Source organism: Clostridium sp. MCC344, assembly GCF_018785365.1.
GTDB lineage: Bacteria > Bacillota > Clostridia > Lachnospirales > Lachnospiraceae > Pilosibacter.
The window spans coordinates 151,238-169,770 of sequence record NZ_WQPQ01000056.1 but is presented as its reverse complement, the minus strand read 5'-3'; the positions used below and the strand labels follow the sequence as shown (position 1 = coordinate 169,770).

18 protein-coding genes are annotated in these 18,533 nt (G+C 50.4%); 8 read left to right on the top strand and 10 right to left on the bottom strand.

Annotated features, from left to right (window positions below; translation table 11 throughout):
* Positions 1-43: 43 nt before the first annotated feature.
* On the bottom strand, positions 44-928 hold the full coding sequence (gene nudC, locus GPK90_RS12820; protein ID WP_215703157.1) for an NAD(+) diphosphatase: 885 nt from the start codon (positions 926-928) through the stop codon (positions 44-46).
* A 569-nt stretch (positions 929-1,497) separates the two neighbouring features.
* Here nudC and GPK90_RS12815 point away from each other — a divergent pair.
* Positions 1,498-2,862, top strand: a complete 1,365-nt coding sequence (locus tag GPK90_RS12815; protein ID WP_215703156.1) for an MATE family efflux transporter — start codon at positions 1,498-1,500, stop codon at positions 2,860-2,862.
* A gap of 479 nt (positions 2,863-3,341) precedes the next feature.
* Positions 3,342-3,752 carry a helix-turn-helix domain-containing protein gene (locus GPK90_RS12810; protein WP_147352701.1) on the top strand — a complete coding sequence of 137 codons (411 nt, stop codon included), beginning with the start codon at positions 3,342-3,344 and terminating at the stop codon, positions 3,750-3,752.
* On the opposite strand, the gene GPK90_RS12805 is transcribed toward GPK90_RS12810, so the two are convergent.
* Positions 3,706-3,969, bottom strand: a complete 264-nt coding sequence (locus GPK90_RS12805; protein ID WP_118529503.1) for a helix-turn-helix domain-containing protein — start codon at positions 3,967-3,969, stop codon at positions 3,706-3,708. The two genes, GPK90_RS12810 and GPK90_RS12805, sit on opposite strands and share 47 nt — an antisense overlap.
* Before the next feature lie 190 nt (positions 3,970-4,159).
* Between GPK90_RS12805 and GPK90_RS12800 the strand changes: the two genes are divergently transcribed.
* A complete protein-coding gene (locus GPK90_RS12800; RefSeq protein WP_118298497.1) occupies positions 4,160-4,588 on the top strand; it encodes a hypothetical protein in 429 nt (142 codons plus the stop codon).
* 7 nt (positions 4,589-4,595) lie between these two features.
* Here GPK90_RS12800 and GPK90_RS12795 read toward each other — a convergent pair whose 3' ends face one another.
* A complete protein-coding gene (locus GPK90_RS12795) occupies positions 4,596-5,129 on the bottom strand; it encodes a GTP pyrophosphokinase (RefSeq protein WP_215703155.1) in 534 nt (177 codons plus the stop codon).
* Here GPK90_RS12795 and GPK90_RS19120 point away from each other — a divergent pair.
* Positions 5,094-5,354 carry an ATP-binding protein gene (locus tag GPK90_RS19120; RefSeq protein ID WP_346011258.1) on the top strand — a complete coding sequence of 87 codons (261 nt, stop codon included), beginning with the start codon at positions 5,094-5,096 and terminating at the stop codon, positions 5,352-5,354. The two genes, GPK90_RS12795 and GPK90_RS19120, sit on opposite strands and share 36 nt — an antisense overlap.
* 147 nt (positions 5,355-5,501) lie before the next feature.
* Here the strand turns inward: GPK90_RS19120 and GPK90_RS12785 are convergent, their stop codons facing one another.
* Both GPK90_RS12785 and GPK90_RS12780 read right to left on the bottom strand, forming a co-directional pair.
* A complete protein-coding gene (locus GPK90_RS12785; protein ID WP_215703154.1) occupies positions 5,502-6,893 on the bottom strand; it encodes an alanine/glycine:cation symporter family protein in 1,392 nt (463 codons plus the stop codon).
* A gap of 175 nt (positions 6,894-7,068) precedes the next feature.
* Positions 7,069-7,989 carry a LysR family transcriptional regulator gene (locus GPK90_RS12780; RefSeq protein WP_215703153.1) on the bottom strand — a complete coding sequence of 307 codons (921 nt, stop codon included), beginning with the start codon at positions 7,987-7,989 and terminating at the stop codon, positions 7,069-7,071.
* Positions 7,990-8,132: 143 nt separating this feature from the next.
* On the opposite strand from GPK90_RS12780, the gene GPK90_RS12775 reads away from it, so the two are divergent.
* The 3 genes from GPK90_RS12775 to GPK90_RS12765 are packed head-to-tail and all read left to right on the top strand — an operon-like array spanning position 8,133 to position 11,356.
* Complete coding sequence (locus GPK90_RS12775; RefSeq protein WP_118529497.1) at positions 8,133-9,014, top strand: DUF6282 family protein; 882 nt, start codon at positions 8,133-8,135, stop codon at positions 9,012-9,014.
* Complete coding sequence (locus tag GPK90_RS12770) at positions 9,008-10,321, top strand: SLC13 family permease (RefSeq protein ID WP_118529496.1); 1,314 nt, start codon at positions 9,008-9,010, stop codon at positions 10,319-10,321. Before GPK90_RS12775 ends, GPK90_RS12770 begins: the two co-directional genes overlap by 7 nt.
* Positions 10,322-10,357: 36 nt before the next feature.
* Positions 10,358-11,356, top strand: coding sequence for an isocitrate/isopropylmalate dehydrogenase family protein (locus tag GPK90_RS12765; protein ID WP_118529495.1), 999 nt, complete (start codon positions 10,358-10,360; stop codon positions 11,354-11,356).
* Positions 11,357-11,504: 148 nt separating this feature from the next.
* Here GPK90_RS12765 and GPK90_RS12760 read toward each other — a convergent pair whose 3' ends face one another.
* The 5 genes from GPK90_RS12760 to GPK90_RS12740 form a co-directional block, all read right to left on the bottom strand.
* Positions 11,505-12,290, bottom strand: coding sequence for a tRNA threonylcarbamoyladenosine dehydratase (locus GPK90_RS12760; RefSeq protein WP_118298505.1), 786 nt, complete (start codon positions 12,288-12,290; stop codon positions 11,505-11,507).
* 315 nt (positions 12,291-12,605) lie between these two features.
* Positions 12,606-13,655 (bottom strand): aldo/keto reductase, encoded by a 1,050-nt coding sequence (locus tag GPK90_RS12755; RefSeq protein ID WP_215703152.1) that lies wholly within the window; start codon positions 13,653-13,655, stop codon positions 12,606-12,608.
* Positions 13,656-13,674: 19 nt separating this feature from the next.
* A complete protein-coding gene (locus GPK90_RS12750; RefSeq protein WP_118321574.1) occupies positions 13,675-14,034 on the bottom strand; it encodes a TIGR04076 family protein in 360 nt (119 codons plus the stop codon).
* Between the two features lie 98 nt (positions 14,035-14,132).
* Positions 14,133-15,512, bottom strand: a complete 1,380-nt coding sequence (locus GPK90_RS12745) for a Na+/H+ antiporter NhaC family protein (RefSeq protein WP_215703151.1) — start codon at positions 15,510-15,512, stop codon at positions 14,133-14,135.
* Between the two features lie 534 nt (positions 15,513-16,046).
* On the bottom strand, positions 16,047-17,444 hold the full coding sequence (locus GPK90_RS12740) for a P-loop NTPase family protein (protein ID WP_215703150.1): 1,398 nt from the start codon (positions 17,442-17,444) through the stop codon (positions 16,047-16,049).
* A 293-nt stretch (positions 17,445-17,737) separates the two neighbouring features.
* Here GPK90_RS12740 and GPK90_RS12735 point away from each other — a divergent pair, with 293 nt between their 5' ends.
* Complete coding sequence (locus GPK90_RS12735; protein ID WP_215703149.1) at positions 17,738-18,508, top strand: hypothetical protein; 771 nt, start codon at positions 17,738-17,740, stop codon at positions 18,506-18,508.
* Positions 18,509-18,533: the final 25 nt, after the last annotated feature.

Here is an 18,533-nt window from a genome sequence, read left to right as displayed (position 1 = left end):
GGATCCCCATCAGGATCACACTTGATCCGATATTCCCATATCCCTAATTTTCGTCGTGATACCCGGTCGCCTCATAGAACTTCTCGAGACTTCCGTACTTGAACACCATCTTAAGCTCACTTCCAATGCTGTTCATCATCGTCTCATCCGGGATCTCATCGCGGTGGTACCAGCCAGCCTCGGAGAGCTCGTCCTCCTGAAGCTTGATCTTGTCCGGTCCATCGAGCTCCGCGAAGAATCCGATCATCTCCGTGTCGGAGAATGCCCACGGCTGGCTCTTATAATAGCGGATATTTTTGACCTTCAGGCCAACTTCCTCCATGACCTCGCGGTGGATCGTCTCCTCAAAACTCTCTCCGATCTCTACAAAACCGGCGATCAGCGCATATCCGCGGTACGGATTGTTGTTCACACGGTATCTGGACATCAGGAGACGGTCCCCATCGGAAATCGCAACGATCACAGCCGGGGAGATCTTCGGATACTCAGTCTGTCCGCACTCCGGGCATACCAGCGCGCGCTCGGTCTTGCTGTTTTCCATCAGGTGACCGCAGCATCCGCAGTACTTTCTGCTCTCCTTAAAGCGGTGAAGCTGGGTAGCAGTGATCCCTGCGAACGCCTGGTACATCGGATGCATCTTCCGATATGCCGCTGTCGGGCAGAGCTCATATGCGTCGGAGACATGTTCCGGCATCTCTGTCACATAATAATAATGATTTCCATCGATCGCGAACAGATAGTACGCGTTCTCTTTCAGCGCTTCTTTGTCTTCCTGGAAATCAGAAAACTTCGGAATCTCATGATTCTCCTCAGCTGTTTTTCTCAAAAGTGTCTTGCTCTTCTTGATAAAGAGGACAAAGTCCTCATCCTGCGCCTTCGGCTGTCCGTAAGTCAGATCAAATTTATGTGGGGCGATTTCCTGGATCATTCTTTCTCTCCTATTCATTAATATAAGTTTCCGCTCTCTGCTCTGTACACAGCTTTCCTCGTTTTTCTCAGACGGAAACCATGAAATTTTCATGCTGCAGTACACGGACACACTCTGTCCGCAAAAATTACCGCATCGTTTTTATGATACGCCGCCCCCGCCCTTTTGTCAATCCGGCAAAATCCGCTAAGATCAGCAAAACTCTTCCCCCGGCACGGCAACCTATGAGATCTATGTTGACGAACATTTTTATTTGTCGTATAATGCCAGACAGTATGCCTTTTTCAGGAATCCTGACTGCCAAAGTACAAACTTTCGGCAGTCTTTCCACATTTGTAACTGTTCAGTACCTTCACACCTACTGGAATCTCCCCCGGAGCTTCCCTTCGGATGCATGGCAAGCTATGAGCAAAAATCCATTCCAGATCGCTGCGCCGATGGAATTTTTCCCTCAAGTCAAGGCTTTCTTACGGTCAGCGCAGCAACTGCGCAGACCTGATGAATCGTTACCTACATTTTTTCTTTTCTGAAAACAGGCAGGGATGTATGTATGAAAGGAGTCATGTTCTATGGCAACAGAAAACAAGATGGGAGTCATGCCGCTAAACCGGCTTCTGATCTCCATGTCCGTGCCGATGATGATCTCGATGCTCGTCCAGGCACTTTATAACATTGTCGACAGTATGTTCGTCGCACAGCTCAGTGAAAATGCCCTGACCGCCGTATCCCTGGCGTTCCCGGCCCAGAACCTGATGATCGCCGTTGCGACCGGAACCGGCGTCGGTGTCAACGCCGCCCTCTCGAGAAACCTTGGGGAAAAGAACTTTGAACGCGCCAACAAGATTGCGGATCACGCTCTGTTCCTTGCTGCATTGAGCTATGTCGTATTTGCACTCTTCGGCCTCTGCTTTGCAAGACAGTTCTTCTGTCTCCAGACCGATATCGAGGAGATCGTGGATCTCGGAACTACTTATTTAAGAGTCTGCACGATCGCTTCCTTCGGACTTTTCATGGAGATCGCCTGTGAGCGTCTCTTACAGTCCACCGGAAAAACGATCTACTCCATGTACACCCAGGGTCTCGGCGCGATCATCAACATCGTTCTGGATCCGATCCTGATCTTCGGTTATTTCGGGGCGCCTGCTCTCGGGATCGCGGGTGCGGCCGGCGCTACCGTGATCGGGCAGATCATCGCCTTTTGTCTCGGTTTCTTCTTTAACAAGACGAGAAACCATGAGATCACGATCTCTCTCCGTGACTTTAAACCAAACAGCGAGATCATCAGCCATATTTATGCAGTCGGTATTCCGTCCATCATCATGGCATCCATCGGAAGTGTCATGACCTTCGGAATGAACAAGATCCTCATCGCATTCTCCTCCACGGCGACTGCGGTGTTCGGCATCTACTTTAAGCTCCAGAGCTTCGTGTTCATGCCGGTCTTCGGTCTGAACAACGGAACGGTCCCGATCATCGCCTACAACTACGGCGCCGGAAAGCCGGACCGCATCATGGGAACCCTGAAGCTCGCTGCCATGTATGCCGTAACGATCATGCTGATCGGTTTAGCGGTCGTTCAGCTCATACCGGATAAGCTCCTAATGATCTTCAGCGCCTCCGACACCATGCTCTCCATCGGCATCCCGGCACTCCGGACCATCTCCCTGAGCTTCCTGTTCGCCGGATTCTCCATCGTCTGCTCTTCCATGTTCCAGGCGCTTGGTCACGGCATGCTGAGCTTATGGATCTCCGTGTTCCGTCAGCTGGTCGTTCTTCTCCCGGTCGCATTTGTTTTTGCGAAACTCGGAGGACTTCACGTCGTATGGTTCGCATTCCCGATCGCCGAAGTTTTCGCGATCATTTTCAGTGCAGTCTGCCTCGGCTATGTGTATCGGAAAGAAATCCTTCCGTTAAAGGCACGTCAGGAAAAGTAACCGGAGCGGAGCAGCTCAGTCTCCAATGCTTAAAATAACATCATTTATATTTTTCAGAGGTGGAAAACAGATTCCCTGCAGACCATTTTCCCGGTTCCTGTCCGGGGATAAGACAGTCCTGCCGGATTCCTGTTTTCCATCTTTTTTATCTTTATTTCCCATTACATCTGAAAAATGTGCATTTTCTGTCTTTCCCGCTGTAAGCTGTACATCTCCCCGGATCCACTTCCCTGATATTTTTTCATAAAATTTCTCATTTTAACCTTTTAGTTCAAGACAAATCCGGAATTTTATAGTATGATAGACCTGCCTGCAGAACAAAGGCTTCAGATCTTCACACCGGCCGGCAAGGATCCGCCGTCCGTTTCCCTTGAAAATATATTGAATACTTTCCCATCCGGCTGCCGGCAACGTTTTTTATGTCCGACAGTTGATATTGATCTGTTCTGATTGGAAATATGGAGGATAAGATTGAAAGTATGAAAAATCTGTCGAAAAAACTGACCGGAAAAAAGATCCGGGATGAAATGCGAAGAAGAAAAATGACCGTGCGGGATCTCCAGGACGCGCTGGAACTGGACAGTCCCCAGTCGATCTATAAATGGCTCCGGGGGGAATCCTTTCCTTCCCTCCCGAATATGCTGGTACTCGGTGAATTATTTCAGGTTCCGCTGGAAACACTCCTGATCCGTGAGGACGGAAGTCCCGCCTACCACCGCATCTTTGACGGCGGTTTTCCGTACCATATCGGTCTTCTCTTCCAGGAAAAAGACGATTTTTCCTCAAACAGACGGTCGAAAGCACGTTCAGATCTGTTTGCGGGAAATTACTACACAAAAGCTTTTACTCATTCTCAGGAACATCCGGATCCAGAAGTGCCTCATAACTGACGTTTAAGACCTTTGCGAAATAACGCAGCTCAATATCGGTCACAAACCGCTTCCCGCTCTCGATCCTCTGGATCGCATTCTTATCGAGATCCAGTCCCTTGAGCTGGAGCATGTCCGCCAGATGCTTCTGCGATACATCCGTCATCGCACAGCGAAGCTCATGAATTTTGATCCCGCAGATATTGTTCCTGCCGGATATTGTTTTATTTTTATACATATAATAACACTCCTTGTTTGGCATTCACTGATTGTCACTCCAAACAATATATGTTATTATTGAAACACCGATGACATTCAGTGAATGTCATTTGTGGAAATTATTGGATTATCATCATGAAAAATAATCCTGCTGCCGTTTCCGGAGCAGGTTTCTCAATTCCCAAATATATTTAAAGGAGGATGTCTTTATGGAAATCACAAACGAACTGAAGCAGGATCTCTCCACGCTGGAATCCGCATGCGGAAATTTTCTCGAAAAATATGAATCCGTACTCACAAGCGCTCTGAATAAACAGGAAATGTCCGCCGAGGAAAGCCTGAAGATCGACCTGATGCTGGAACTCATCACACATCTCTCCTCCGCTCAGTTTGCCGCTTCTTATATGCAGAAAGACGTCGTGAAAGAGGGGATCCTGATCCAGGATCCATCCGGCAGCTTCACGCTCGGCGGAACTCCGCTCCCGCCGATGACCGATATCGAAGTGTATGTCCATGACGATGAACTGGACCAGGATGTCTGGAAACGCGTCTTCATCGGCGGCAGCCCGAAACAGCGGATCTGCGGTCTGAAACACCCGAATCTCACTTCCGGGATCCATGCGCGGATCCGCGGCTGAGAGCTTTTCACTCTTCCGTCTCGATGATATCGCGGATCGTCTGCATCGAAAGATCTACGGACGCGATATCATCCGCGCACTGCTTTAATTCCCCGCTCATCATCGCCGCATGTCCGATCTCCTTTTTATATTTCAGCTGGTGTTCCAGGCTCGCCCAGAAATCCATGGCGATCGTCCGGAGCTGGATCTCCACATAAGTTCCCGCCGTTTTTCCGGTCATTCCTCGAAGGATCAGATGGATCCCGCGATACCCGTTTGGCTTCGGATATGAAATGTAGTCCTTTTCTTTGACCAGTTCATAGTTTTCCTGACTTTTCAGCCATTTTTCCACCCGGAACACATCATCCGCAAAGGAACAGATGACCCGGACTCCCACCGCATCATGGACTTCACAGAGTGCCGACTCCAGTGTCTCCGGCAGCGCTTTCCTCTTTAACTTCTCCATCATGCTCTCCGGCAATTTGATCCTGGAACAGATATACTGGACCGCGTGGAATCCGGATCTTTGATCATCCGGAAATTTCTTCAGCAGCTCCAGCATGTCGGTTCTCACAGTTTCAACACGGCATCTGAGGTCGATCCTACTGAGCTCCCGCACCTTTTTGACCGTTTCTACCGCTCCGACCGATCGAGGAATTTCGCGACCGGCGGCTACGGGATCGGTCTCGCGATCGCAAAAGCCATCGTGAACACGCACCGCGGAAAGATCCAGGCGTCCACGAAGGATGGGAAGTCGCTGACGATCGAGGCGGTGTTTCCGGGATGATGATCAAACAAAAAAGATCCGCCAAAATACCGAAAATTTCTTCCCCCCGGTATCCTGACGGATCTTTTTATGCGATCATGGAACTGTCCCGTTCCTCCGCTCACAGTTTTTCAGATTTCTGCCGCTTTTCTATTCTTTTCCAGCATTTCACTTCATCTTTTTCTTCTCTTCATACTCCCTCAACGCCCGCAGCGCCTCCCCGGACAGCGGGAACAGTACCATGAGGTTGAACACGGTCATCAGTCCGACGCCGACATCGCCGAGGTCCCAGACGACTGTGTAGGCCTGAAGACCGCCGACAAACAGCATGATCAGGGCGAAGATCTTATAAAGAGTCTGATAGCACCAGCGGTTTCCGAAGAGGTATGCCACGTTGGAACGCGCATAGAACAGGATTCCGAGGAATGTCGAGAAACTGAACAATGCCAGCGTGATGGCGATAAAGACCACTCCGAACTCGCCCATATAGTAGCTCATGACTTTCTGGAGAAGGTCCATTCCTGCGAGTCCCATCGTCAGTTCCTCCGGGACAAGCAGCATGATCATCGCCGTGCAGCTGCAGATCACGATCGTATCGATAAATACGCCTAGTGCCTGGACAAGTCCGACCTTTACCGGGTCACTCTCCTCCGCCGCTGCCGCTGCACACGGTGCGGAACCGGAACCGGCCTCGTTGGAGAACAGACCGCGCTTGACTCCGTTCATGAGAACCGCGCCAAAACCGCCCGCTGCGATCTGGCGGAGTCCGAATGCCTCCTCAAAAATCCTCTTGAAAACGCCCGGAACGCTTCCGAGATGCGTCGCGATGATGAACAGGGTGATCACAAAATAACATCCCGCCATGATCGGAACGATCACATCCAGCGCGCGGACCGTTGCATTTTTTCTTAAGACGATCACCGCCGAGAGCACAACAAGAATGACCGTCGTGATCATTGGTGAGATTCCAAATGCATTTTTAAATGCCGATGCCACCGAATTGCTGATGACCTGACTGATCCCACCCCAGCAGATCAGACCGGACAGCGCAAACAAAACGGCAACGACGGAGTGTTTCAATTTCTTTTTTCTCACGCGCTCCGCATAGCTGTGGATATAATAAGCCGGACCGCCGTGATATCCGCCGTAGAGCGGATCTTTTTCTTTGTATAGATGCGCCAGGGTTGCCTCCACAAATGCCGTGGAGGAACCAAAGATCGCCGAGATCCACATCCAGAACACGGCTCCCGCACCGCCCGCAGAGATCGCAGCGACAACTCCGACGAGATTCCCCATTCCCACACGGGTCGCTGTCGACACAAACAAGGTCTGCACCGGTGACAGACCGCCTTCTTCCTTCTTTTTTCCGCCCAGCGCCCGGATCATATCCGGAAACAGCCGGACCGGAAGGAATTTCGTCCGGATCGTAAAATAGATCCCCGTTGGGATCAAAAGCAACACGAGAAGAGGGATTCCGATCCCATTTCCGTTGCCGATCGGGATCGTGAACAGATCTCCCCACAGGAAGCGGTACACCGCTTCGATGACTGCTAACACCATAATTTTCTTTTCTCCTTTTCAGATCGATCTTTCCGGCTGTTCTGTCATTTTCCCTCTTACAGCCGTCGTTCCAGACCGGCACCGACAAAAAGCTTCACCACCACGACGCGCCAGTCTGTTAAATTGTCATGCATTGATTTCTATTATACACATACAAGTGTGTCTCTGTCAAATCCTATCGGTGAAGCAGTTCCGGTGCCATCTCATGGAGCAGATCCGCGAGCGCTTTCGCCGCCCTGGACCGGTATTTTCCTGCCGGCCAGACCAGTGCAAGGTCCAGGAAAATCCCCTCTTTTCCGATCCGCAGATACCGGAATCCATCCCGCATGATCCGGCAGGACCGGTAGGTAAAGGCCAGCGCAACACCTTCCCGCGCAACAGCTGCCGCAAACGCCGCGGAAAGGTATGTATCGAGTCCGAGAGGTTCCACACCTGCTTCCCGCAGAGAATGGCGTGCCGTCCGGCCGAGTACCGTGTTCGGCGGACCTAAAATATATTCATACGGGGCGGTATCCTTCAGATCGATCCACAGTTCTTCCGGATCATTCTCGCATTCGTGTGCATATTTCATGACAGGATGCTCTTTCGTAGTGACGAGCATGATCTCATCCCTCATCAGTTCCTCGAATCCATGCTTGATCCGGACCGGAGGTGCTGCGATCAGTGCGAGATCCAGGATTCCCTCCAGGATCTGGTTTTCCAGATCAATACTGTCCATCTCGCTGATCTCCACATGCACCTTTGGATAACGCTCGTGAAATTTTTTCAGGACCGGCGGCAGCAGATACGTTCCCCGGTAGGTGCTGATCCCAAAGATGATCGTCCCGCCTTTTAAGTTTTCGATATCAGAAGCCTCACTGCGCGCTTCCCGGTACTGCTGCAGGATCTGTCTGGCATGAGAAATAAACGCCTCCCCGGCAGCCGTCAGGCGGACTCCTCTGGCAGTGCGGACAAAAACAGATGTACCGAGATCCTGTTCGATCAGACGGACAGCCTGACTGAGACTTGACTGCGCCATAAACAATTTTTCCGCCGCCCGGGAAATGCTCCCCTCATCGGCAACGGTTACAATGTAATCCAGCTCTTTTAAGTCCATAAAACACCTCCGTCAGATATCGGAATTACCGATACCTGGTATCGTAAATTGTGACTTTCCCCTATATCAAGACTAGTATAAAATATAACCATAGCAAAATCAATGTCTCTGAAGACAGCAAAAACACACAGGAGGGAATTTGAATGAAACAGGATCTCATGCAAGGCGTGATCGACATGCATGTCCATACGAATCCGGATCTGCGCCTTCGCGCATACGATGACTTCGAACTCATGGAAGCAGCGATCCGCGTCGGCGCGCGTGCCATCGTCATCAAGACACATCAGGGGACAACCATGGACCGCGCATATCTCTGCAACCGTCACAACGAGATCGTACATGGAAACACGAACAACTTCACCATGTACGGAAGCATCACATTAAACCGCGTTGTAGGCGGGATCAATCCGAAAGCCGTCGATACCGCACTTCGTCTTGGAGCAAAAGTTGTCTGGCTCCCGACACAGTCCGCAAAAAATCACATGCAGAAAATGGGCCAGGATCTGAGCCAGTGCGTGGAAGTCGTAAAAGACGGAAAGATCGTTCCGGAACTGCGCTCTGTACTGGAACTTGTCCGCGATCACAATGCAGTCCTTGGAACTGCCCATATCGCACCTGATGAGATCTTTACCGTCGTCGAGGCAGCCCGCGACCTCGGAGTCAAAAATATCGTGATCACCCATCCGGAGTGGTGGATCGTGGGAATGAGCCATGAAGACCAGCTCCGCCTCGTGAAGGATTACAACGTCATCCTGGAGCGCTGTTACGCACAGAACATGGGCGGCGGAAAATATAAGAGCAATCTCGCAGACAATCTGGAGATCATCAAAGAAGTCGGCTACCGAAATGTCATGGTCGACACCGACGGCGGACAGACGGAAAATCCGCACTGGGAACTCGCACTTGCGGAATACATGCAGTATCTGGTCGATCACGGAATTCCGGAAGAACATGTTTACCATATGACTCACACGATCCCGGCATCCCTGCTCGGCATCAACGAACAGGAGGAATCCGCATGTTAAGTATCATTCTGGTCGCATCCATCGCAGTTGCCGTCGTTCTTGGCTACAAGACAAAGATCAATACCGGATTCTTCTGTATCGCGTTCGCTTACCTGATCGGATGTTTCGGTATGGGGATCAAGCCAAAAGAGCTGATTAGTTTCTGGCCGGTCAGCACGATGTTTGTGATCCTGTCCGTCTCCCTTTTTTACAACTTTGCGGCTGTCAACGGAACGCTTGAGAAGATGTCTGCAAGTCTTCTCTACATGTGCCGCCGTTTCCCGGGCATGCTGCCGTTTGCCCTCTTCTTTGTAGCAGTTGTTCTCTCGGTAATGGGAGCTGCCTACTTTACTGTTCTCGCATTTCTGGCTCCGATCACGATCCTGATCTGCGAGGAAGCAAAAATGGACAAGCTGACCGGCGCTGTCGCGATCAACTGCGGTGCGCTTGCAGGCGGAAACTTTCCGACAGCCTCTCTCGGTGTCGTATTCCGCGGTCTGATCGATACCGCTTACGAGTCAGAACCGGCTTTTGGAACACCGAATTCGTTTGTGGACGAAATGAAGATTTTTGGATTCGCCATCATCTTCTCCCTGATCCTGATCGCGATCTTCCGCTTCGGTTTTAAGAGCAACCGCGGCATCGGCAAAGGAGTTACTTTCTCCAGGCCGGAACCGTTTGACAGGAAGCAGAAGCTGACTTTATACTTGATGCTGCTGATGATGGTGATCGTCCTGATCTTCCCACTCTTAAAGCTCGCGCTTCCGGACAATGCCCTGATCGGAACGATTGCAGGAAAAGTTGATGTCGGTCTCGTTGCTTTCTGCTTTACCATCATTGCCCTGTTATTTGATCTGGCACCTCAGAAAGAGGTCATCGCCCGTGTTCCGTGGAATACGATCCTCATGATCGCCGGAGCCGGCATGCTGATCGCGGTCGCTGTAAAAGCAGGCACGATCGATGCCCTGTCCGCATGGATCGGATCCAATGTACCGGCTGCCCTGATCCCGCTGGCATTCAGCTTCGTCGGTGCGTTTATGAGCTTCTTCAGTTCCACGACCGGCGTTGTTGCACCGGCATTATTCCCGCTGATCCCGGGACTCGCCGCTGCAACCGGACTGAACCCAGCCGCTCTCTTTGCCTGCACGATCCTCGGCGCACAGAGCAGCGCGATCAGCCCGTTCTCATCCGGCGGAAGTCTGATCCTCGGTTCCTGTGGAAACGAGGAAGACCGCAACCATCTGTTTAACCGGCTTCTCTTTGTTGCCGTTCCGATCAGTGTGATCTGCTGTGCAGTCTATAACCTGATCGTGACATTTGTACTGTAGGATCAAATCAAATCATTCAAAAAGGAGAATCATCATATGAATCACAAAATTACAGTATTCCGCGGTGACGGAATCGGTCCGGAACTTGTTGACAATGTGTTAAAGATCTTAAAGGCAGCGAACGCACCTCTCGAATATGAAATCTACAACGTCGGAGAGGACGAATGGAAACGCAACGGCGCACTGATCCCGGAGGAAGCCTACGCATCTTTTGAGCGGACAAAAGTGCTGTTAAAATCCCCGATCACGACCCCGGTCGGAAAGGGATTCCGCTCCCTGAACGTGACACTCCGCGGAAAATATGATCTTTACGCAAACATCCGCCCGGTAAGATCCAACGATGCCGTAAAAACACCGTTCAAAAATGTGGATATCGTCATTTTCCGTGAAAATACGGAAGGCCTCTACGTCGGCGTCGAAGAGCAGATCGATCCGGACACCGTCCATGCGATCAAGATCGTTACACGAAAAGCGAGTGAGCGCATCATCCGTGACGCATTCGAGTATGCAAAGAAAAACGGCCGCAGAAAAGTGACCTGCGTCCACAAGGCAAACATCTTAAAGATGTCCGACGGCATGTTCTTATCCATTTTCAAGGAGATCGCGAAAGAATATCCGGAGATCGAGAGCGATGACAAGATCATCGACAACACCTGCATGCAGCTCGTGATGAACCCGAACCAGTTTGACGTGATGGTCATGCAGAACCTGTACGGAGACATCCTCTCCGACCTCTGCAGCGGTCTGATCGGCGGTCTCGGACTCGTTCCATCCAGCAATATCGGTGCCGATTACGCCATGTTTGAAGCTGTACACGGCAGCGCGCCGGATATCGCCGGAAAGCACCTTGCAAACCCGACTGCATTCCTCTGGTCCGCCTGCATGATGTTAGAGTACCTCGGGGAAAATGAGACTGCAGCGCGGATCCGCAAAGCCGTCGATGAAGTTCTCGCAGAAGGAAAACACCTCACAAAAGACCTGCACGGAACAGCAAGTACCGAAGAGTATGTGGATGCGATCCTGGAAAGATTATAAAACTGAAATCAGAGGGGGCTGCCATTGGCAGCTCTTTCTGTATCCCTGAAAGTAAAAAGACATCACAAAACCTTGTTCGAATGGAATCCACTCCAATTTCCGGTTTTGTGATGTCTTTTTATGATCTTTTATTCGCTCCTGGCATTGATCACTGCCCCTGCTCTTCCACCTTCTTCGGCGGCATCACTGTCAGGTCTTTCACGATCTCCCCTGCAAGGATCAGTCCGGCAACCGACGGAACGAACGCGATGCTGCCCGGAATCGCACGGCGCTCGGTGCATTTATGTTTCGCGCCCGGCGGACAGATACAGTTCTTTCTGCAGCTGATGCTCATGTCTTCCTGCTGCTCAACCGGCTGCTCCGTGGAGTAAACGACTTTTAACTTCTTCACTCCGCGCTTCTTTAATTCGCGGCGCATGACCTTCGCGAGCGGGCACATGCTCGTCTTATAGATATCCGCCACATGGAACTGCGTCGGATCCAGCTTGTTTCCGGCGCCCATGCTGCTGATGACCGGAACTTTACAGTCGATCGCCCGCATGATGATCTCGATCTTTGCCGTCACCGTGTCCACCGCATCGACCACATAGGAATATTCCGTAAAGTCGAACTCATCCGCATTTTCCGGGAGATAAAAGCACTTTCTGACCTCGACCTGGGCATCCGGATTGATATCCAGGATCCGGTCGCGCATGACTTCCGCCTTATACTGTCCAACTGTCTTTCTCGTCGCGATGATCTGGCGGTTGATATTCGTCAGGCAGACCTTATCATCGTCCACCAGCACAAAGGAACCGACTCCGCTTCTCGCCAGTGCCTCCGCCACATATCCGCCGACTCCGCCGATTCCGAAGATCGCAACCTTCGCCTTCGCAAGGCGGTCCATATTTTCTGCTCCTAAAAGGAGCTGTGTTCTTGAGAACTGATTTAACATCTCTATCTCCAATCCTGTCTTTCCTGCAATGTTACCGGCAATCTCCCTGTTAAAACAACCATTCGACGGGATTTTGCCCCTGAAACCTTTACCATTATACCTACTAATTCGGTATGTGTAAAGAGAAAGATTCCTTCCCATGAAAAGCAGCAGTTTTTCTGCGTCCTGTAACGAAACAGGACACCATCTCTGGTGTCCCTTCCGTACTTTCTGATATTCTCACAAAACTGTCCGAACCATTCTTGCAGTCTGATTCTCTGTCATCGCTGATCCCGCTTTTCTGGAAATCTCCTGCCATGATCCCTGCATGTCATTTTACTTATCCACATGGTTTCTGTCCGTCAGAATGATCCCCTTATATCTCGGAGAGGTGCGCTCAAGCTCATAGCATTCTCCCTCCGGAGTCGGGTACTGATCGATAAAGTCGCGGATCATCTTCATCTCCTCCGCGGTCAGATCAAATTCCAGTGTCTGGATGTTGGATCTTACATGTTTGGAGTTTCTGGTTCCGACCATGACGGCTCCGACGCTCTTCTGGTTTAAGATGTACTGGGTTGCCACGTTGGCGATGCTGACGCCGTGGTTGTCTGCGATCGCTTTCAGGACCGGAAGGAGCTTCTGCATTCCGTCCCAGCCGAGGGAATCCTCGATGATCTGCATGTATTTCACCTGGGAACGGGTCTCCGGCGCCTCATATGTCTTTCCCATGTAGCGCTCCGCGAGAAATCCACCGGCCAGTGTGCCGTAAGCGAATGTGTAGATGCCGTGCTCTGCGCTGTAATCCAAAAGTGTTCTCTCCGGACGGCGGTCAAAGACGGAATACTGCGCCTGGTTGGATACGACCGGGATACCGGCGTCAACCATCTGCTTTAAGGCGTTTGTATCCATGTTGCACATACCGATGTTGCGGATCTTTCCTTTTTCCTGAAGCTTTACAAGGTCAAAGGCCGTCTCCATCATGCCCGGCACATTGAAATCCCACCAGTGGAACTGTACCAGATCCAGAGCTTCGCGGTGCATTCTCTTTAAGGAGCGGTCCACGATTCCTTCCGTGTACTCCATGTTGATCACCGGAAGAACGTCCTTGTCCGGCACAAATTTCGTGTGGATCTGGATGTCTTCCTCCTGATAATGTCCGCTCGCCTTTAACTCTGTCACAAAGCGGCCGAGGACCTCCTCAGCGCCCGTGTAGATGTCGGCACAGTCAAACGTCGTAAATCCCTGCTCCACCAGCTCGTGGAACGCGCGGATCGCATCGTCATAGTCCAGGTGTCCCTGAAGACAATGCTCCGCGGAGAGCTGCCAGCAGCCATTGATGACGCGGTTGAAGGTATATCCATTTTTAAACTGAACTTTTTTCTTCATGATCGATTCTCCTTATTATCTAATTCTCATGATATTTTCCCGCATCCGGTCTCATGAGCGGCACGACCGTGCACTGCCCATGACTCTGGATCCGCTTTCCGACTCTTGTGATCTTAAATCTCGCCCCGCAGTTCGGATCCGGGCAGGCGATCTCCGCGTCGGAGAGCATCCAGTCGTTCGGGTCCAATGGCCGTTCTTTTGCCGGAAGAAGCGGCAGGATGGCGCTCAGGGAATACATGGAAAACGATGTTTCCTTCGGAAACACCAGGTTTTCTCCCTGTACCAGGAAATAGTCCCCCACCTTGTGGCTGCACACCATCGGGCGGTCACCGGCGACTACTTCCACCTTGAGATCGTATAATGTAAAGGTATCATCCATTTTTCCATAACCTCTTTTCTCTCGTGTACTCGTTCCAATGTCTGTGCCATCCTGACACTTCATGAGCTTTCATGATCCAGATCCGGGAAACCACTCCCCTATTCTTCTTTCTGGCATCCCCATCCCGTAAGGACAGCTCCAAGGAATACAAAGAACAGGACAAATCCGTAGATCGTTCCGCCCGCAACGATGACCGGGGAAAGACCTGTCAATGCGGATCCGATGAATACGAACACGCTCATGAACGGGATGATCGCCGGAAGACTGTTCGCCGTTCCATCTAAAAGGTTCGCTCTGCGGTACGGGTGAATGTTTCTCGCCGCTCCGATCTTATTTAAGATCGGTCCGAATGTCAGGATGGAGGCACTCGTCACACCGCCAAGTAAGATCGTTGTAAATGCGATCCCCATCATGCAGACGAGCTCCGCGCCTTTCGCTGTACCAGCCATCTTACTGTCGAGGATCTTCTCGGCGATCAGGTTCAGCATGCCTGCGTCGCTTAAAACTCCCATGATGCCGAATACGGAGATGACAAGCGCACAGGTTGGTAAAATATTGTTGATCCCGTCAACCAGGAAGCCGACTGCGGCGTTGTTTGCCGCATCGTTGGAAAATACCTGCGCCGGAGTAAATAATCCCGCTGCAAGGCCGACAAGCGTTCCTGTCGCAAGACCAACGAGGATGCCTTCATAGATATTTCTTGTTTTTGTCGAAACCGTCAGCATCAGGACAACCGGGATCAGCATGACTAACGAAACCGGGTTGGACGCCGCATCGATGGAACCTCCCTCATAAGTACCGCCAACACCGCCGAAAATCGCGAAGATCACGATCGTGATCAGTCCTGCCACCAGCGAATACTTGATACGGCTTGACACGACACCACCGATATCGGCCGGTTTTCCGTTCTTAAACTGCTGCGTGGAAGCCGAAGCGATCGTCGTGTCGGAGATCGGCGCCAGGTTATCTCCAAAGATCGCGCCGGATACGATGCAGCCGGCCATCATCATCTCGTTGGCACCCAGCATGATCCCCGCCGGGTAAAAGATCGGGAACGCGATAAACATGGTTCCGATCGAGGAACCGGTCGCTGTCGATACGATGCATGTGGCAAGAAATGTAAATGCAACGAAGATCCCGCCTTTCATGCCGACCGCGTTGGCGATCCATACGAATCCGCCGGAAAGACCGCACAGCTTGATCAGGGCGCTGAACATGCCGACGAGCAGCAGGATCACAACGACCGATACCGACGTGATCGAGGAAATTCCCCGGATCGCACTCTCCCAGAACTCACTGTAGCTCGTGCAGAACACGCCGCCGATCAAAAGGGCTAAAAATCCTCCGACTGCAAGTGCTTCCATGTTGAATGCTTTAAAGCCGACGAACAGCACCATGCAGAAGAATACATAAATTGCTACCGGGATCAGGGACATTCCGATCCCGCCGCGAAACTGAAGTTTTCTCTCCTCGCTCATACGATTGCCTTCCTTTCTTCTGTAACATAACTCTTGTCATATACGAAAGCCTCCCGGGAGACTATGCGTTTCTGCATGCCACGATGCATTTTCTCACCGCTCCGTTTTCCGGCTTTCATAAAGGACTGACATTTCAAGTTCAGAAGATCGGGAAATCTTTTTATCAAAAAAGCCCATCCCTGAACTTCGTTCAAGGACAGGCTGTCATATACCTGCGGTACCACCTTGTTTGGTGCCAAGCACCCACTCTTTACAGAATGCAGTTACATTCCTGGTCTCGTAACGCTGACCCTGCGTCTCGGCTACTAAAGATTCCTCTTGATCCGTTCCTCTTTTTCACCTTGCCCTCTGAGGCCCACTTACCACAACACTCTGTCCGGATCCCACCGCCCCGGACTCTCTGGGAGACTGTTCTTTCTGGTACAACTTCCTCTTCAACGGTTTAAAGCAATAATAGCAATGTCATACGGATTTGTCAAGACTTTTTTATCGGAAACTGGCTGCTGATATCCCAACTATCTTCTCCCATGCTCTTCACAACAACTCCAATACTCTCTCATAAACCGGAGCATTCTCTTTCACTACGATCATCAGCTTCTCCTTCGCACCGTTTAGCCTGTAAAACAGTGTGCGCACCGTATGATCCTGCGATCGCAGATACCTGTTTTCATCGTAATAATACTTCTCATCCAACAGCACCGCCAACCGGTCCATCGTTTTCCCGTTGTCTTCCTGTCGCGAAAGGATCTGAAACCCGTGTTCCCCTGCATCCAACATCAGATTTTCCGCTTCCCGCTCATCATTTGCATACAGCACTGTGACATTCGGGAAATGCCGGGTGGTCTTCCGGTCCGGAAGGTGCATCAGATTCTGGATAAACGAGGAAAGCTCCACATTTGTCCGGATCCTGTTTGTCAGTCGGAAAAGCTGGATCCCCGGAAGTTTTTCCAGCTCATTCTTCGCACTCCGGTCCGCCTCTTCCGGGGAGAGCTGGTCCTCGCAGTCACTGGAAAAGATAACCGGACGTGTTCCTGCTGCCCGTATGATCCGCTTCAGGGGCTCCTCACTCAGCAGATGCGCCTCATCAACAAAAACAGCACCATAATCCTCAAAACCGGTCTCCTCCGTGATCTCCCGGTCCGACATCCAGAGAATTCGCCTGAGTCTCTCATGAAGCTTCTTCCACTCCTCTCCCGATGTCCCGCAGTGGATCATGCAGACCTTCTGACGCCCGGAAAGTTTCATCGCGATATCGTAGAGAAGCAGCGTCTTTCCCGTCCCAGGAAGTCCGGAAAATGAGTAATATCCGCTTCGCTCCGCGCGGACTTTCTTTAAGATCTGCCGCTCAATATCCTTCTGTTGGGCCGTCAGGAAATATTCCTTCTGCAAAAACCGCTCCGGCTGTGTCAGCGGGGAGATCAGATACCATTCTGCCCGGAAGCAGTCTTCGAGATCTCCCGGCTCATCCTTACCCGGCTCCTTCAACTCTTCACATAGCCGGTCCCAGTCCGCATCCACAAGGTTATCATGATTCGTCAGACGGACCAGACGGTCCTCACTGCTGATATAGGTATAGGACCGGATCGTTCTCCCCAGCACCGATAAGTAATAACGGTTCTGGATCAGCTGCCTGCGGATCGCGTCCCCGGAGACAGCGCCGCTCTTCAGCTCGATGTTCACGATCTGTTTTTCCTTCACCTGGAGCAGGTCAAACTCTTTTCCGAGACGCGGGATCTGGAAAGAATAAAAGAAGCGGAGCCGGTACACCTCCGGCATATGTTCTTCCAGGTGATCCACAAATGCCCGCATACTGTTCAGTTCCCATGTCCGGATCTTTAAAGGTTTTTCCCTGCCCGACAGCTGATGCTCCAGCCTGGAAAGACAGGCGATATTCTGTTTTCTAGTCAGTGCGTAGATGGATATTGATTTCATGGATACACTCCTGAATATAAAATGCGTCGTAAGTGCGCAGACCTACTGAACAGTTACAATGCGCCAATGTGAGCACATCGGTCATCACATCAATATTCTAACATCATGAAACAAAAATTTCATCCTGTCAATTGTTTTATTGATATGGCAGTGACCGTGCACTGTAATGGGAGCTTGAATGTTGACACTGGATCAGCAAACCGTTATTATATAAGTACAATTTAAACAAAATCTTATTTTTGTCAGTACATTATCGCATAAAACCAAGATAAGCAGAATTTTTAGGAGGCCATATGAATAAAGCGGAAAAATCCCAAATAATTGTTCCTGTTATTTGTTTTGTGTGCGTTTTTTTGTCTGCAGTTCTGATATGGAGTTATTATAGCAAGCCCGCTGATGAGGACGGAACCTTAAGCGTTACAATAAAGTATCCAGAATATGAAACTGCCGTTATAACACCGGTTTCTACGATGGAATGTGCCATAGATAACAAGTTCTTACATGAACTTCAACAAATTTCAGAAAGTTCCGATGGAAATACAAATGAACATATTTATAATTATCAATATGACACACTGCCTGATAAAATTTATATAAAGGCACCAGATATTTATGTATTTGAACAAGACAGATCAAACTCATCCATGACACCATGCAGCGTTGGAAGTGTGGCTTACTATGCTGATGAACCTTGGTTCTCTATCACTTCAGTCACTGTAGATAAATTATATACCGGAGTTTTTGATATAACAATTTCGATCGAGTCATTTAAGGATATCGTTCCAGTAATGGCAACCTTAAAAATAGGAGATATTGTTTTGAATGAAGAAGGAAGTGCACCAGAAAAGGAAATGGCGTTTGAAAACGATAATTATATTTCAGAAACCTTTCAATTTCGGTATAATCGGGGTGCATTAAACGATATCTCTGATTTAGTTAATGAAGCAGCCTTCTGTACTGAAGATGTTTTCCGCAGAATAAGCGGAGCCCAAATAACAGCAGAATGCAATATCCCATCTGTTAAAGTTGTTATTGAGGATTCAGGATTATCTTCCAGCTTGTGATGATGAGCTATGAGAGCATTTCAGA